This window comes from Sphingomonas canadensis (genome assembly GCF_026013525.1).
Lineage (GTDB): Bacteria > Pseudomonadota > Alphaproteobacteria > Sphingomonadales > Sphingomonadaceae > Sphingomonas > Sphingomonas canadensis.
The window spans coordinates 52,376-66,908 of the sequence record NZ_JAPDRA010000009.1; the positions used below are offsets into that span (position 1 = coordinate 52,376).

The 14,533-nt window shown below is 69.9% G+C and carries 17 protein-coding genes; 9 read left to right on the top strand and 8 right to left on the bottom strand.

Going from position 1 to position 14,533, the window contains the following annotated elements; genetic code table 11:
• The first annotated feature begins 143 nt into the window (after nt 1–143).
• The 4 genes from OM513_RS16045 to OM513_RS16060 are packed head-to-tail and all read left to right on the top strand — an operon-like array spanning nt 144 to nt 2,553.
• Nucleotides 144–863: a nuclear transport factor 2 family protein gene (locus OM513_RS16045; RefSeq protein ID WP_264945615.1), complete on the top strand. Its 720-nt coding sequence runs from the start codon at nt 144–146 to the stop codon at nt 861–863.
• Nucleotides 863–1,258, top strand: a complete 396-nt coding sequence (locus OM513_RS16050; protein WP_264945616.1) for a nuclear transport factor 2 family protein — start codon at nt 863–865, stop codon at nt 1,256–1,258. Before OM513_RS16045 ends, OM513_RS16050 begins: the two co-directional genes overlap by 1 nt.
• On the top strand, nt 1,255–1,677 hold the full coding sequence (locus OM513_RS16055; RefSeq protein WP_264945617.1) for an acyl-CoA thioesterase: 423 nt from the start codon (nt 1,255–1,257) through the stop codon (nt 1,675–1,677). Before OM513_RS16050 ends, OM513_RS16055 begins: the two co-directional genes overlap by 4 nt.
• Before the next feature lie 12 nt (nt 1,678–1,689).
• Complete coding sequence (locus tag OM513_RS16060) at nt 1,690–2,553, top strand: CmcJ/NvfI family oxidoreductase (RefSeq protein WP_264945618.1); 864 nt, start codon at nt 1,690–1,692, stop codon at nt 2,551–2,553.
• A 45-nt stretch (nt 2,554–2,598) separates the two neighbouring features.
• On the opposite strand, the gene OM513_RS16065 is transcribed toward OM513_RS16060, so the two are convergent.
• Genes OM513_RS16065 through OM513_RS16075 form a run of 3 tightly spaced genes read right to left on the bottom strand, consistent with a single transcriptional unit; the run spans nt 2,599 to nt 5,445 of the window.
• Nucleotides 2,599–3,549 carry a tyrosine-type recombinase/integrase gene (locus OM513_RS16065; protein WP_264945619.1) on the bottom strand — a complete coding sequence of 317 codons (951 nt, stop codon included), beginning with the start codon at nt 3,547–3,549 and terminating at the stop codon, nt 2,599–2,601.
• Nucleotides 3,546–5,327, bottom strand: coding sequence for a hypothetical protein (locus OM513_RS16070; protein WP_264945620.1), 1,782 nt, complete (start codon nt 5,325–5,327; stop codon nt 3,546–3,548). The genes OM513_RS16065 and OM513_RS16070 overlap by 4 nt, the downstream gene beginning before the upstream one ends.
• On the bottom strand, nt 5,308–5,445 hold the full coding sequence (locus OM513_RS16075) for a hypothetical protein (RefSeq protein ID WP_264945621.1): 138 nt from the start codon (nt 5,443–5,445) through the stop codon (nt 5,308–5,310). The genes OM513_RS16070 and OM513_RS16075 overlap by 20 nt, the downstream gene beginning before the upstream one ends.
• Nucleotides 5,446–5,615: 170 nt before the next feature.
• On the opposite strand from OM513_RS16075, the gene OM513_RS16080 reads away from it, so the two are divergent.
• The 5 genes from OM513_RS16080 to OM513_RS16100 all read left to right on the top strand — a co-directional run bounded on the left by OM513_RS16080 (nt 5,616) and on the right by OM513_RS16100 (nt 10,182).
• The gene (locus OM513_RS16080; RefSeq protein ID WP_264945622.1) at nt 5,616–6,155 is read left to right on the top strand and encodes a shikimate kinase; all 540 of its coding nucleotides are present in this window, start codon (nt 5,616–5,618) and stop codon (nt 6,153–6,155) included.
• Entirely contained in the window at nt 6,152–7,252 is a 1,101-nt protein-coding gene (aroB, locus tag OM513_RS16085; protein WP_264945624.1) for a 3-dehydroquinate synthase, read from the top strand. The genes OM513_RS16080 and aroB overlap by 4 nt, the downstream gene beginning before the upstream one ends.
• A gap of 104 nt (nt 7,253–7,356) precedes the next feature.
• Complete coding sequence (locus OM513_RS16090; RefSeq protein WP_264945625.1) at nt 7,357–7,512, top strand: hypothetical protein; 156 nt, start codon at nt 7,357–7,359, stop codon at nt 7,510–7,512.
• 80 nt (nt 7,513–7,592) lie between these two features.
• Complete coding sequence (locus OM513_RS16095) at nt 7,593–9,473, top strand: M1 family metallopeptidase (RefSeq protein WP_264945626.1); 1,881 nt, start codon at nt 7,593–7,595, stop codon at nt 9,471–9,473.
• A gap of 4 nt (nt 9,474–9,477) precedes the next feature.
• Nucleotides 9,478–10,182 carry a hypothetical protein gene (locus tag OM513_RS16100; RefSeq protein ID WP_264945627.1) on the top strand — a complete coding sequence of 235 codons (705 nt, stop codon included), beginning with the start codon at nt 9,478–9,480 and terminating at the stop codon, nt 10,180–10,182.
• Here the strand turns inward: OM513_RS16100 and OM513_RS16105 are convergent.
• From OM513_RS16105 to OM513_RS16125, 5 genes are all read right to left on the bottom strand, one after another.
• Nucleotides 10,170–10,517 (bottom strand): DUF423 domain-containing protein, encoded by a 348-nt coding sequence (locus OM513_RS16105; protein ID WP_264945628.1) that lies wholly within the window; start codon nt 10,515–10,517, stop codon nt 10,170–10,172. The genes OM513_RS16100 and OM513_RS16105 overlap by 13 nt on opposite strands.
• Before the next feature lie 79 nt (nt 10,518–10,596).
• The gene (locus tag OM513_RS16110) at nt 10,597–12,387 is read right to left on the bottom strand and encodes a cation:proton antiporter domain-containing protein (protein ID WP_264945630.1); all 1,791 of its coding nucleotides are present in this window, start codon (nt 12,385–12,387) and stop codon (nt 10,597–10,599) included.
• On the bottom strand, nt 12,387–12,830 hold the full coding sequence (locus OM513_RS16115; protein WP_264945631.1) for an iron-sulfur cluster assembly scaffold protein: 444 nt from the start codon (nt 12,828–12,830) through the stop codon (nt 12,387–12,389). The genes OM513_RS16110 and OM513_RS16115 overlap by 1 nt, the downstream gene beginning before the upstream one ends.
• An 81-nt stretch (nt 12,831–12,911) precedes the next feature.
• Nucleotides 12,912–13,472 carry a CvpA family protein gene (locus tag OM513_RS16120; RefSeq protein WP_264945632.1) on the bottom strand — a complete coding sequence of 187 codons (561 nt, stop codon included), beginning with the start codon at nt 13,470–13,472 and terminating at the stop codon, nt 12,912–12,914.
• 83 nt (nt 13,473–13,555) lie between these two features.
• Nucleotides 13,556–14,116, bottom strand: a complete 561-nt coding sequence (locus tag OM513_RS16125; RefSeq protein ID WP_264945633.1) for a lipocalin family protein — start codon at nt 14,114–14,116, stop codon at nt 13,556–13,558.
• Between the last annotated feature and the right edge of the window lie 417 nt (nt 14,117–14,533).

Below are 14,533 nucleotides of genomic sequence, written 5' to 3' on the forward strand. Positions count from 1 at the left end.
CCGGACGCGCGCTCTGCTGGTCTTGCCAACGCGCGCCGGCCGGGGCGATGCAGGCCCCGGGACAACATCGTGGGATTCTGCGGTGCCCGGCCGCATGACGCGGCCGGGCATCTGCGGGAAAACAACAGGACAGGAGAGAAGAATTGCCGGACGAGATCGCCGCGCTCAAGGAGCGCCTCGACAAGCTGGAACATGCGCTGGGCATCGAGCAGGACGTCAACCAGATCCGCCGGGTGCAGTACACCTATGGCTATTTCATCGACAAATCGCAGTATAACGAGGTGGTCGACCTGTTCGCCGACGACGGCGAGGTCTGGTTCCTGGGCGGCATCTACAAGGGCAAGGCGGGCGTCCGCAGGCTCTATATCGAACGGTTCCAGACCCAGTTCACCCAGGGGCACAACGGCCCGCGCTATGGCTGGCTGCTCGATCACCCGCAGCTCCAGATGGTCATCGACGTCGCCCCCGACCGCAAGACCGCGCAGGTCCGCGGCCGATCGATGATGCAGGCCGGCCTGCACGAATCCGCCGAGGGCCAGCAGCGCGCCTGGTGGGAAGGCGGCCTGTACGAGAACGAATATGTCCGCGAGGACGGCGTGTGGAAGATCAAGGCGCTGCGCTATTACCCGTTCTGGCACGGCACCTTCCAGGACGGCTGGGCGAAGACGCCGATCGACTTCATCCCGATGGCGGGCGAGGCGGATCTCTATCCCGGCAACCCGCTCGGGCCAGACACGTTGATCGATCCGCGCCCGCGGCTGTGGCCCGCCACCGATACGGTGCCCTTCCACTATCCCCACCCCGTCACCGGCCAGCCGATCGCGATCGACAACAGCCGCGCGCGCGAGGGATATAAGGACTGATGGAGCCGGAGGAGCGCCGCGCGATCGAGTGGGAATGCACCCGCCTGATCAACCTCTACGCCAACCTGAACGATCAGGGCCGGTGGGAAGAGGTCGCGGCGCTCTATACCCACGGCGGATCGATGACGCGGCCCACCGCGCCGGACGCGCCGGTGGTGGGACGCGAAGCGCTGCTCGCCAGCTTCCTCGCGCGGCCGCCGCGCACCAGCCAGCATGTCTGCGCCAATATCGTTATCGACGTGGAAAGTAACACATCGGCAATGGGTTACAGCGTGATCCTGTTATTCACGGCAAAGGATTCCCCGCCGCTGGCCGGGCATTACGCCGACCGGTTCGAAAAGACCGCCGAGGGCTGGCGCTTCGCCGAGCGGCGCGGCGGGCTGAGCTTCGCATGACGCCCTTCTTCACCCGCGCCCTGCGTATCGAATGGGGCCAGTGCGATCCGGCGGGCATCGTCTATGCGCCGCGCTACCTCGACATGTTCGGGGAGACCACGATCCTGCTGTTCGAACATGCCGGGCTGCCCCGCAAGCGCGACATGCTGCGCGAGATGAACGTCGCGGGCTTTCCGATGGTGGACGTGCAGGCGCGCTTCCTGCGCCCCGCCGCCTATGGCGACGATGTGATCATCGAATGCGCCGCGCCCGAATTCGGCAATTCCAGCTTCACGGTGGCCCAGCGGCTGCTGCGCGACGGCGCGCTGTGCGTCGAATGCACCGAGAAGCGGGTGTGGACGGTGCCAGATCCGGAACGCCCGGGCGGCCTGAAGGCCGCGCGCGTGCCCGACGCGGTGCGCGCGCTGTTCGCTGGTTGAGAGAGGAATCCGATGGCGACCATCGCGAGGAGCAAGGCGCCGGCGGCGGTAGAGACGACAATCGACTATCTGCTGCCCACCTCCCGGATCAACCGGCGCTTCTGGGCGCCCGGCGCGGAACTGAACACGGGCGAATACAAGCCCTATCCGGTCACCATCCGCAACGCGCGGCTGGCGCCCCGGCCCTTCACGCTCGACGAGCACGGCTTCTGCATCGCGCGCCACCGGACCGATATCGACTTCCGCGATCCGGAGGCGGCGAAGGCCTATCCGCCGCAGGTGGCGGAGGTGGTGAAGACGCTCACCGGCTGCGATCTGGTGGTGCCGATGGGCGGCCAGCTCCGCTCGCCGGTTATCAGCGGCCCCGGCATCCAGCCGCCCGCGGCGGAGGCGCATGTCGATTTCAACACCAGCACCGCGCACAAGATCGCCAAGGGCATCTATGACAAGGCCGTCCCCGGCGGCCCCGGTTTCGACCGGTTCATCGCCTTCAGCCTGTGGCGCACCTTCTCCGATCCGCCGCAGGACTGGCCGCTGGCGCTGTGCGACTATCAGAGCGTGCTCGGCGAGGACGGCGCCTCGAACGTCAAGGTGGACGTGGATGAGATCCCCACCGGCGACGCGCTGTTCGCCCCGATCGAGGGCGAGGAGGAGATGACCGCGGCCACGGTCTTCTACCACAATCCCGCGCACGCCTGGTGGTATTTCCCGGACATGACCGCGGACGAGGTGATCTTCATCAAGTTCCATGACAGCGATCACAGCCGGGCGTGGCGCGCGCCGCACACCGCGTTCCACGACACCAGCCGCCCCGACGCGCATGTCCGCGAAAGCTACGAATTCCGCGCGATCGCCTATTTCAGCAAGCCGGCATGACGATCCGCACGGCCGCGGCGGCGTGAGCGAGGCGGAAAGCCGCCGCTACTCCCCCGCGCCCTCTGGCTTCGCCGCTCCGCCCGGTGCCTTCCGCAGCGCCTCTCCCAACGCCTCCCCCAACGGATGCCGTTCGTTCACCAGATCGACCAGCCGGCGGCTGTCGACATGGGTGTAGATCTCGGTCGTGGCGATATCGGCATGGCCCAGCATCGCCTGCAGCGCGCGCAGGTCCGCGCCGCCCTCCAGCAGATGCGTGGCGAAGGCGTGGCGCAGCACGTGCGGGCTCACCCGGTCGGGCGGGATGCCCGCCTCCCCCGCCAGCGCGCGGACGAGCTGATAGAGCCGCACGCGGCTGAGGTGCGACTTGCCCGAGGGGAACAGCCAGGGCTTCGCGGCCGGCACATGCGCGCGCCACACCCCCACCGCCGCCCGCGCGCGATCGGAGATGGGCACCAGCCGCTCGCGCCCGCCCTTGCCCTTCAGGATCAGGTACGGCCGGTCCGGGTGGATGGCGTTGCGCGGCAGGCTGACCAGCTCGGTCGCGCGCAGCCCCGATCCATAGAGCAGCTCGATCAGCGCGGCGAGGCGCAGGTCGCGGAGGTCCATCGGCACGCGCGCGATCCGTTCGGCGATCGCGGCGAACATCCGGTCCACGTCGGCGGTGCCCAGCACCTTGGGCAGCCCGCGCGCCGCCCCGGGCCGGGGCAGCGCGCTCCCCGGATCGTCGCGGCGCAGCCCGTCATCGCGCAGGAAGGCGAAGAAGCGCCGCAGCGCCGCCGATTTGCGCGCCACCGTCGCCCGCGCCAGCGCCGCCCATTCGCCCGCCAGCCGCTCGATATCCTCGCGCGCCGCCTGGCCCAGCCGCCCACCCAGCGCATCGGACGCGAGCCGCAGGTCGGTCTCATAGGCGGCGATGGTATTGGGCGCGGCGCCGGCCTCCGCGCGCATCATCTCCAGGAAACGCTCGATCAGCGCGCGGTCTTCGAGGCTGCTCAAGCCGCCCGCGTGATCGCCTCTACCGCGATCATCCGCGCGAACTGGCCCAGTCCGGCCAGCCGCAGCGCCCGGGTGATGTGATAGAGCGCCTCGGGCGTCACCCGCTCCCACGAACGCGATTGCATGCCGACCGCCGCCAGCAGCGCCACCGATCCGGGATCGCGGCGGTTGCCCGCCATGTCGATCGCGCGGGTCCAGGAGTTCGCGCCGTCCAGGTCGAGCGCCAGCCCGCCCGCGGCCCGGCGCGCGGCCCCCGCCTCCATCTTGCCGAGCCCGGCAAGCGCGGCCAGCGCCAGTTGCGCCTTCCGCTCGCCCGCGCCCGAACGATAGGATTCGAAATCGGACGCGCTGAGCAGGCTGCGCGAGGCATCGGCCATCGCCAGCATCATCCAGCCGTCGCTGCCCCGCCGCGCCACGCCGCGCCAGGCGAGCGCCGGCCCCTCGATCCCCGCCGACAGCATCGACGCGATCAGCCGGTCGGCATCCCCCGCGAAAGCCGCGTCCGGCGCCACCGCCGCCGCCGCCCGCGCGGTCAGCACCAGCCGGGCGTAGCGGATCGTCGGCCGCTCGCTCGTCCAGATCGTGCGCAGCGCCGCCACGCGATCGGCCGAGGCGGCCGCGGTGTAGGCGGTGCGCAGCTCCCGCGCGATGGCCAGATCGGCGCTGTCCGCCTCGCCGAGCTGCTCGATCTCGCCATAGAGGTCGACCAGGCCGGAGCTGGAGAAGACGCCTGCCGCCGCCGCCAGCTCGGCGTTGGTCACCCGGTCGCGCGGCTCCGGCGCCGGCGCCAGCGCCTGCCAGTAACGGACCTGCGGCCCCACCGTGGCATAGAGCGAATCGGGGATGGTCTCCCCGGTCCCGACGGCCAGGCCCCAGCGCCATGCGCTCAGCCGCTGGACGCCGTCCCATTCGATGGTCACCGCGCCGCCGCGCGCGCCCAGGCCCAGCACCTTTTCGGCCAGCAGCATGTCCAGGTTGCCACGCGCCGTGCGGCCGCGGGCCTGATCGAGCAACTGGCGCCCGCGCGCCTGCTGCCCCTCAAGGCCCGCGCACATCGCGCGCGCCAGCCGCCAGCCGGTCGAATCCACCACGCGCAACGCGGGCTCGGCCAGCGGGCACATGCCGGCCGGATCGGCGCTGGCCAGCGCCGCCTGCATCGCCACCTCGAACAGGCGGGGGGTGTAATCCTCCACGTCCACCGCCTGCACCACCATCCGCGCCGCCACCGGCTCGCCCATGCGCACCAGCAGCCAGGCGCGCTCGGCGGCATAATCGGCGCCGTTGATGTTGCGCGGGGTGCGCGTCGGCGAAAGCAGCGCGCGGCGCAGCGCGATCGAGGCCCAGCGCGACGCCACGGGCGCCTGCATCCGGCGCATCAGCGTGGCCAGGAAACGGCCGTCGCCGCGGCCGAAGGCGTTGACGGGGAACGGCGGGTTGCCGCGCGCGACCGCGCCGATCACGTCGAGCGAACGGCGCGCGTTATCGGGAAGCTCCCCGGCATTCAGGTCCACGGGCGGCAGATCGGCTGCTGCCACTTCGTTCCCGGCAGGCAGCGGCTCCGCCGGACCTGCCGCGGGCGATGCCGGCGCGGCGGAACCAGACGAAGGCGCAGGCGCGGGCGCGGGGCGCGGCGCAGGGGCCGGCGCGGGCGGATCGTCGAAACCCGGCGGCAGCAGCGATTCGGGGGTTTCCTGGCCCTGGGCCGGCACCAGCCCCGCAGCCGCCACCCCCGCGAGCAGCAGTGCGGCGACGGCGGCCCTAGTTCGCGAGATTTTCAAGCGTTACGCCCTTTTCGACGCGCACCGGCTCCTTGTGCGTATCGCGCATGGAGAGGAAGATCAGCCCGCCGATCAGCAGCACCAGCACTACGGCAAGCAGGACGAGCGAACGGGGCATGCGGCGGTTTCCGTGAACGATGAGATGTATCGGGCGGCCTTTTGCCCGAGGGCGACCCCGGCTGTACAGGGGCTTGTTCGCTCCGCCCGCCCCGGCGCGGGCGGATGCGGGCCGCGCGCCGGGCGAAAAAACCGGTGCGGCGCCGCGAAAATGCTCTATCCCCCCGCGCGATGACCGAGGGACACGTCACCGCAGGCCGCTGGACGGGCAAGCCCATCGTGCTGGTGGGGCTGATGGGCGCCGGCAAGTCCACCGTCGGACGGCGGCTGGCGCAGCGGCTCGACCTGCCGTTCGTCGATGCTGACAATGAGATCGAATCGGCCGCGGGCATGAGCATCTCCGACATCTTCGACCGGTTCGGCGAGCCCCACTTCCGCGACGGCGAGCGCCGCGTGATCGCCCGGCTGATCGACGGCACGCCAAAGGTGATCGCCACCGGCGGCGGCGCGTTCCTGAACGACGAGACGCGCGGACTGATCCTGGATCATGCGCTGGCGGTGTGGCTGGACGCGGAGCCGGAGGTGCTGGCCGATCGCGTGCGCCGCCGCAACGATCGCCCGCTGCTGCGTGGCCGCGATCCGCTGGAGACGCTCAGCGAGCTGGCCAAGGTCCGCAATCCCTTCTACGCGATGGCCCCCATCCGCGTGCAGAGCGTGACCGCACCGCACGAATCCACCGTGAATTCCATCCTGAGGGCACTGGGCCTGTGACCATCGTTCCCGTCGCGCTGGGCGACCGAAGCTATGAGGTGCGGATCGAGGCAGGGCTGCTCGCCCGCGCGGGCGATCTGCTTGCCCCGCTGGCGCGCGGGCGGCCGTTCGCGATCGTAACCGACGGCAATGTCCTTCCCCATCTCGCGGCGTTGCAGGCAAGCCTGGAGGCGCACGGCCTGGGCAGCGAGGCGATCGTCCTACCCCCCGGCGAGGGCACCAAGAGCTGGGCGCAGCTCGAAGCGCTGACCGACCGGCTGCTGGAGCTGGGCATCGAGCGCGGCGACCATGTGATCGCGCTGGGCGGCGGGGTGATCGGCGATCTGGTGGGGTTCGCCACCGCGATCCTGAAGCGCGGCTGCAACTTCGTCCAGATCCCCACCACGCTGCTCGCCCAGGTCGATTCCTCGGTGGGCGGCAAGACCGCGATCAACACCCGCGCGGGCAAGAACCTGATCGGCGCCTTCCACCAGCCCCGGCTGGTGATCATCGATCCGCTTGTGCTGGAAACGCTGCCCCCCCGCGAGCTGCGCGCCGGCTATGCCGAGGTCGTCAAATACGGGCTGATCGACGATTTCGCCTTCTTCGAATGGTGCGAGGCGAACGGCGCCGCGCTGCTGGCGGGCAGCCTGGCGGCGCGCGAGCATGCCATCGCCCATTCGGTCGCCGCCAAGGCGCGCATCGTGGCCGAGGACGAGCGCGAGACCACCGGCGCCCGCGCGCTGCTGAACCTGGGCCACACCTTCGGCCATGCGCTGGAGGCGGAGACCGGCTTTTCGGACCGGCTGCTCCATGGCGAGGGCGTGGCGGCGGGCATGGCGCTTGCCTTCGGCTTCTCGGCGCACAAGGGGCTGTGCCCCGGCCAGGACGCCGAGCGCGTCGCGGCGCACCTGCGCGCCTGCGGCATGCCCGAAGGCCTGGCGGCGGCGGGCGTTGACGCGAGCGGCGCCCGGCTGGTGGAGCATATGCTGCACGACAAGAAGATGTCGGCGGGCACCCTGCCGTTCCTGCTCGCCCGCGGCATCGGCCGGACCTATCTGGACAAGACCGTCGACCTGGCCGAGGTCGCAGCCTTCCTCGACGCACAGCCGCGCTGATCCGGGACGGCTTGCCGCGCGCGGAAGCCTCAGACCCGGTTGATCGCCGGGCCGCGCCTTGCCTATTGTCGCCGCAAGGGTCGTAGCCAAGGAACACCGCAAAGGTGAAGCTGATCGGACGGATTCGCTGCCTGTTCAGGCCGCACAAACGCTCCCACTCGCGCGCGCGGCAGGTGGAGGGCGTCTATCACAGCGTCTGCCGCCACTGTGGCACGGCGATGTATCGCGATCGCGACCGCAACTGGCGGGTGACGCGCTAGGCCCGCGCCCGCATCGCCGGGAGGACGCGAAAACCCCCGCTCAGTTGCGGTTCATCCGCGCCCGGCCTAGCTAGGGCGCCATGCGTATCCTTATTGCCGCCGCGGCGCTGGTCGCCGCCCTCCCCGCCGCCGCCCAGACGGCCCCCCAGTCGATCCCGTCGCCGATCCTCACCACGCCCGAGGCGAAGGACGTGTGGACCCACGCCCAGCCGGAGGTGGCGCGCGTCACCCATGTCGCGGTGGACCTGACCGCGGATTTCGACGCGAAGATCATGTCGGGCAAGGCCGTGCTGGACGTGCTCGCCGCGCCGGGCGCGCGCGAAATCGTGCTTGACGTCGACGATCTGGACATCGCCGCGGTCACCGATGGCGCGGGCAAGGCGCTGGAATGGACGGTCGGGCCGCGCGACAAGGATCTGGGATCGGCGATGACCGTCAAGCTGGACGGCGCGGCCAGGCTGGTCATCACCTACAAGACCCGGCCCGGCGCCGCCGCGCTCCAGTGGCTGCCGCCGGAGATGACCGCGGGCAAGACCAGGCCCTATCTCTTCAGCCAGGGCCAGGCGATCCTCAACCGCACCTGGATCCCCACCCAGGACAGCCCCGGCATCCGCCAGACCTGGGAAGCCACGATCACCGTGCCCGAGGGGCTGGTCGCGGTGATGAGCGCCGAGCGGATCGACGGCGCCAAGGGCAAGGCCGCGGGCAAGAAGATGCGCAGCTTCCGCTTCCGCATGGACAAGCCGGTGCCGCCCTATCTGATCGCGCTGGCGGTGGGCGACCTGAAGTTCAAGGCGCTCGGCCCGCGCTCCGGCGTGTGGACCGAGGCGGCGATGCTCGACAAGGCGGCCTATGAATTCGCCGATATCGAGAAGATGATCGACGCGGCGGAGGCGCTGTACGGCCCCTATCGCTGGGGCCGGTACGATATGCTGCTACTGCCCCCCGCCTTCCCCTATGGCGGGATGGAAAACCCCACGCTGACCTTCCTGACGCCCACGATCGTGACGGGCGACCGTTCGAACACCGATGTCGTCGCGCATGAGCTGGCGCATAGCTGGTCGGGCAATCTGGTCACCAACGCCACCTGGTCCGATTCCTGGCTCAACGAGGGCTTCACCACCTATTTCGAGAACCGGATCATGGAGGCGGTGTACGGCGCCGAGCGCGCGGCGATGTATGCCGATCTCGACTGGGACGGGCTGGTCCGCGACATCGCCGAGAACGGCGGCCAGACCGGCGCGACGACGCGCCTGCACGGCGATCCGGGATCGACCGCGGGACAGCTCGACTATTTCAAGGGTTCGGTGTTCCTGCGCACGATCGAGAAGACCGTGGGCCGCGACAAATGGGACGCCTATCTGCGCGGCTATTTCGATCGCCACGCCTTCCAGCCGCAGACGAGCGCCGGCTTCCTGGCGGACCTGCGCGAGCATCTGCTGAAGGGCCAGCCGGAGCTGGAGCTGACGCTGCAGCTCGATCGCTGGGTCTATGCGGCGGGCCTGCCGGACAATGCCGTCCACGTCACCAGCACCACGCTGGCGGCGGTGGATGCCAAGCTGGCGGCGTTCAAGGCGGGCGGCCCGGCCTCCGCGGTGCAGCCGCAGGGCTGGAGCACGCAGGAATGGCAGCGCTTCCTGAACGGCCTTCCGCGCGAGATGAGCGCGGAGCGGCTGAAGGAGCTGGACGAGACGCTGGGCCTCTCCGCCTCGCCCAACGCCTATGTCCGCTCGGCCTGGTATGTGCTGGCGATCGGCAACCGCTACGATCCCGCCACCGCCGGGATGGGCGACTGGCTGAAGGGCGTCGGCCGCGGGCTGCTGATCCGTCCGGTCTATGCCGCGCTGATGGCGCAGGGCGACTGGGGCAAGCCGCTCGCCGAACGCTTCTTCGCCGGCGCGCGTTCGTCCTACCACCCCTTCACCCAGGGCCAGATCGAGAAGATCGTCGCGGGGAAATGAGTCTATGACCGGTTTCGGCATCCTGCTCGCGGCGGCGCTGTCCGCACCCGCGCCGCTCCCCGCGCAGGAGGCGGCCGACCCGTGCGCGGCGCCGGAGAGCTACGCCCATTGGCTCGCCATCGAGCGCAAGCCGTCGCGCCCCGGCGGCACGCTGAGCATCACGCCGACGCGCGGCCTCTCCTATGTCTGGGAGGACGAGCCCGCCGCCTGCACCGGCGATTGGCAGGTATCGCACCCCAAGATGGTGACCGTCGCGGCCGACCGCCGCTCGCTGATCATCTCGAAGAAGGCGAAGCCGGGGACGGTGGTCACCATCTCCTATCTGGCGCGCGGGCAGCGGCGATCGGCGCAGATCCGCATCGTGAGCAAGGACGCGATCGTGCTGACCGGCACGCGCACGCAGACCGCGATGGAGGGCTGCCCCAACGCCCAGCCGGTCGGCGAGCTGGAGTTCCGTGACGACGGCGGCTTCTCCGTCACCTTTGAACCGTTCGAAACCTATCGCGACTATTGGGGCCGCTTCACCTTCGATCCCGCAAGCGGCACGGTGGAGATGACCACCAGCGGCGGCAACTTCGTGCCCCCGGACCTGAAGCTGAAGGGCAAGGCGACGCTGGACGCGGGCGGGCGGCTGGTGCTGTCGGGCGTGCATCTGGGCACCCGCAACGGCGCGCCGCCGCCGGAACAGGGCTGTACCTATATCTTCTGACCGCCGCCGCGCGCGGCGCCGATCGCCAGGCAGATCCAGCCCGCGATCATCGCCGCGCCGCCGATCGGGGTAACTGCCCCCAGCCAGCGCGGCCCGCCCAGCGCCATCACATATAGCGTGGCCGCGAACAGCCCGGCGCCGCCCACGAACAGCCAGGGCGAAATCCGTGCGCCCATCCGGAGCGCCACCAGTGCGGCGACAGCGTGGACGAGCTGGTAATGCCCGCCCGTGCGCAGCCATTCGGCCGCCTGCCCCTCTGCCCCATGCGCGCCGAACGCCCCCGCGATCACCGCCAGCGCACCCGAAAGCGCCGCGAGCACCGTCAGCAGCTTCACAATCCAATCTCCATCGTCATATGGCGCATGCCCGCTCCCGCCAGGGCAAAGCCGATCCGCTCGCGGAGCGGCCGGTTCTTCACGGGCGCGGCCCTTCCATGTCCTCGGCCTCGGCGGCGGCTTCGGCGGAGGCGTGGGTGAACATCATGCCGCGCGCCGCGCGCAGGTCGCCGGTCTGCTTCTGCACCTGCAGCCGTTCCTGGTCGCGGCGGCGGTATTCGGCCTCGGTCCGGTCGATCTCCGCGCCGTCCACGCCCACCGAGTCCATCGCGCGCCGCGCCATCACGATCGCGCTTTCGTACATCTCGCGCACCGCGCCCGCGATCGGGGCGCCCTTCATCTTCATCACCGATCGCCGGTCGAACGCGCGGACGAAGATCGTCGCCTCCGGAAAGGCATGGTGGATCGCCTCCAGCGCCTCGGTATCCAGCTTGTCGCCGTCCTGGCAGAACAGCAGCAGCTCTGCCTCCGCCGCGCCCGCCTGGCGCAGGATGTCCACGCGGGTACCGTCGCCGTAATAGACCTTCATGCCGAAGCTGCCGGCGGTCTCGATCATCGCCACATCGGTGTCGACCAGCGTGACGCTGATCTTCTGGCCGATCAGCATCTGCGCCACCGTCTGGCCGAAGCGGCCATAGCCGATCACGATCGCGTTGCTGCCGTCGGAGCTGGGGCGTTCCAGCCCTTCCGCGCTCGGTTCCGGCTGGGCGCGCAGCCGGGCGGTGGCCATCATCAGGAACGGCGTGGTCGCCATCGACAGCGTCACGATCGCGCCGAACACGCTTGCCGCCTCATTCTCGATCAGGAAGGCCTGCTGCGCCTCGGCGAACAGCACGAAGCCGAACTCGCCGCCCTGGCTGAGCAGCAGGCCCAGCGCGAACGCCTGGCGCCATTTCATCCCGAACAGCATCGCCAGGCCCATGATGATCCCGGTCTTCACGACGATCAGCGCCGCCGCCATGCCCGCCACGAACAGCGGCCGTTCCGCGATCGCGTGGAGGTTCAGCGTCATGCCCACCGCCAGGAAGAACAGCCCGAGCAGGATCGAGCGGAACGGCTCCACGTCCGCCTCCAGCTCGTGGCGATAGGGCGAATCGGCCAGCATCACGCCCGCCACGAACGCCCCCAGCGCGGGCGAAACGCCCAGCGCGTCCATGATCGCCGCGCTCGCGATTACCGTGAACAGCCCGGCGAAGACGAACATCTCGCGCTCGCCCAGATTGCCGATCAACCGGAACAGAGGGCGCAGCAAATAACGGCCCGCCAGCACCAGCCCCGCAATCGCCGCGAGCGTATAGACCGCCAGCAGCCAGCCCGGCGTGCCCGCCGCATGCGCCGGATTGCGCGACATCGCCGCGATGATCGTGATCAGCGGCACGATCGACAGATCCTGGAACAACAGGATCGAAAAGGCGCGCTCGCCCAGCGGCGTGCGCATCCGCCCGGCCGATTGCAGCATCGGCAGCACCTGCGCCGTGGAGGAGAGCGCCAGCGGCAGGCCCAGCGCCAGCGCCGCCTCCACGCTGAAGCTGGTGCCGATCAGGATCACCCCGCTCACCGCCAGCCCGCACAGCGCTACCTGCAGCGTGCCCAGCCCGAAGATGTCGCGCCGCATCCGCCACAGGCGGCCCGGGCTCAGCTCCAGCCCTACCAGGAACAGCAGCAGCGCGATGCCCAGCTCGGCGATGCCCATCTTGCTCTGCGCGCCGCCCACCAGGCCCAGGATTTGCGGCCCAACGATCGCGCCTGCGACCAGATAGCCCAGCGTCGCGCCCAGCCCGAGCCGGCGGAACAGCAGCACGAAGACGAGCGCGAAGCCGAGCAGCGGCACGCCATCGTGCAGCAGCGCGATCTGGGCGTGCTCCTCCATCAGGCCGCGCGCCCGGTGGCCGCCGCCGCCTCTGCCGCGGCCTCGGCCACCGCCTCGAACGCCAGCCGGATCGATGGGTGGCGCGCGCTGTGTGGACGGGCGGCCGCGAACAGCTCCAGCCCCGGCCAGTCCGGCGCCGCATCGCGCGCGCCCGCCAGCCATGCGGTTAGCTGGTCGCGCGCGCCGGCCAGTTCGGCGGGGCTCCGCCCCTTCGCCGATGCCGCCATCAGCGCGGCGGAAGCCTGGCCCAGCGCACAGGCGCGTACCAGCATCCCCACCGCCGCCACGCGGCCCGCGCCGTCCAGCGCGACGTCCACCGTCACCCGGCTGCCGCACACCGGCGATCGCTTCTCGGATGTCGCCATCGGCGCCTCCAGCCGTCCCGCGAAGGGGATCGAGGCGGCCAGCCGCAATATCTCGTTGTTATAGAGCGGCGCGTTCATCGGCCCCGATGTAGGCCGCGTGCCCGAAGGGTCAAATCAAATCCACGTGCAGCGCGGATGCGCTTTCCGCACAGGCTGGGATCAGCGGATCTCGATCGCATTGCCCGCGGCGGCATTGTCCTCGCCACCGAACACCGGCTCGCCCCGGCGGCGGCGGTCCACGAAGTCGGCGATGCCCGCGCTCGTCCAGTTGAGCAGCGGATAGGTGCGCGAATCGACCACCCAGTCGGGCCGGTGCTTCGGCCCGCCGCCCAGCGTGTCGATCACCAGCATCAACAGCAGAAAGCCCAGGCTGGCCAGGATCAGCCCCTTCACCGCGCCGAAGCCCAGCCCCAGCGCGCGATCGATCGGGCCGAGCACGCCGGTGCGCACCTGCGCGCCGATCGCGCGTGCGCCCATCCGCCCGCCGAAATAGGCCGCGCCCGCCAGGATCACGAAGCTCAGCACCGCCGCGCCCCCGGCCGTGCCCACCGGCTTCGCCAGCGCCTCCGCCAGCGGCGCGTGGAACAGCTTGAGCGCGATCACGATGAGCACCCAGGCGAGCAGCGACAGCGCCTCGGTGACGAAGCCGCGCATGAAGCCGAACGCCGCCGCCGCGCCCACGCCCAGCAGCACGATCATGTCGAGCGCGCTAAATCCCATCGCCTTGTCCCTCGCCCGGCCGTCCGGCCGCCCCGCGCCTTGATATTCCGGGCCGCGGGCGCGCGAAAGCGCCAAGTTGCGTGTCAGGCGTGGCGCGTGCGCCGCAACGCCCAGCGATCATAGCCAAGCTGCTCGACGCGCTTCAGGATCGCCTCGAACTCGGCGGTCTCCAGCTTCGGCTCGCGCGCCAGCACCCACAGGAAACGCCCCTCGGGCTCGCCCACGATCGCCCACTCATATTCCTCGCCATGATCGAGGACCCAGTAATCGCCGGTATAGAGCGGGCCGAAGAACGACACCCGCAGCTTGGCGCCCATATCCTCGTCGGCCACGATCGCGCGACCGCGCACCTCATGCACCTCGCCATCGGGCCACACGCGCCCGCGATTGACGATGCGGATTTCGCCGTCGCCGCGCAGCGAATATTCGGCGGTGCAGGCGTCCAGCCCCTTCTGGTACCGGTTTTCGTGCCGCGCCAGCTCATACCAGGTGCCGAGATAGCGGGTGAGGTCGACCGGCTTCTGCGGGCTGGGCACGGCGGGGTTGATCACCGGCGGCCGCGTAGCGCGCGAATAGACGATCGCGCCCCCGATAGCCGCCGCAGCAGCCCCCGCCGCGATCTTCAGGAGGGTGGATTGTTTCATGCCGCCAATGTGGCGCGTCGCGCGGCGGAATTCCAGCCGGTGCGTGGGCGTTTCGCGGTGCAACTGGCAAGACCCGACAGACATCCCCGGGTTGTGCGCCACAGCCTCCTCAACAACGCAACTGCGGGCGATTCCCGACGCTTCCGCCGCAGATGAGAGCCGTTGCCAGTTGGGATCGAGACAACAAACATGTCGGGGGCGCAATCTACTCGCCTCCCCCGACATACGGCAAATTGCTCTTAGGCCTTCGCGCCACTTGCATTACAGGTTTTCAGTCTCTTCAGCTTTCCGCTGGAATGTGACAGACTCCATGAATCACGAAGTGGATTAAAAGATATTTGCGGATTGAATGTATCATAACACTCTTGGAGACAATCATATAGAACCTCCCCTTCATTCATAATACACAGTTCCGCA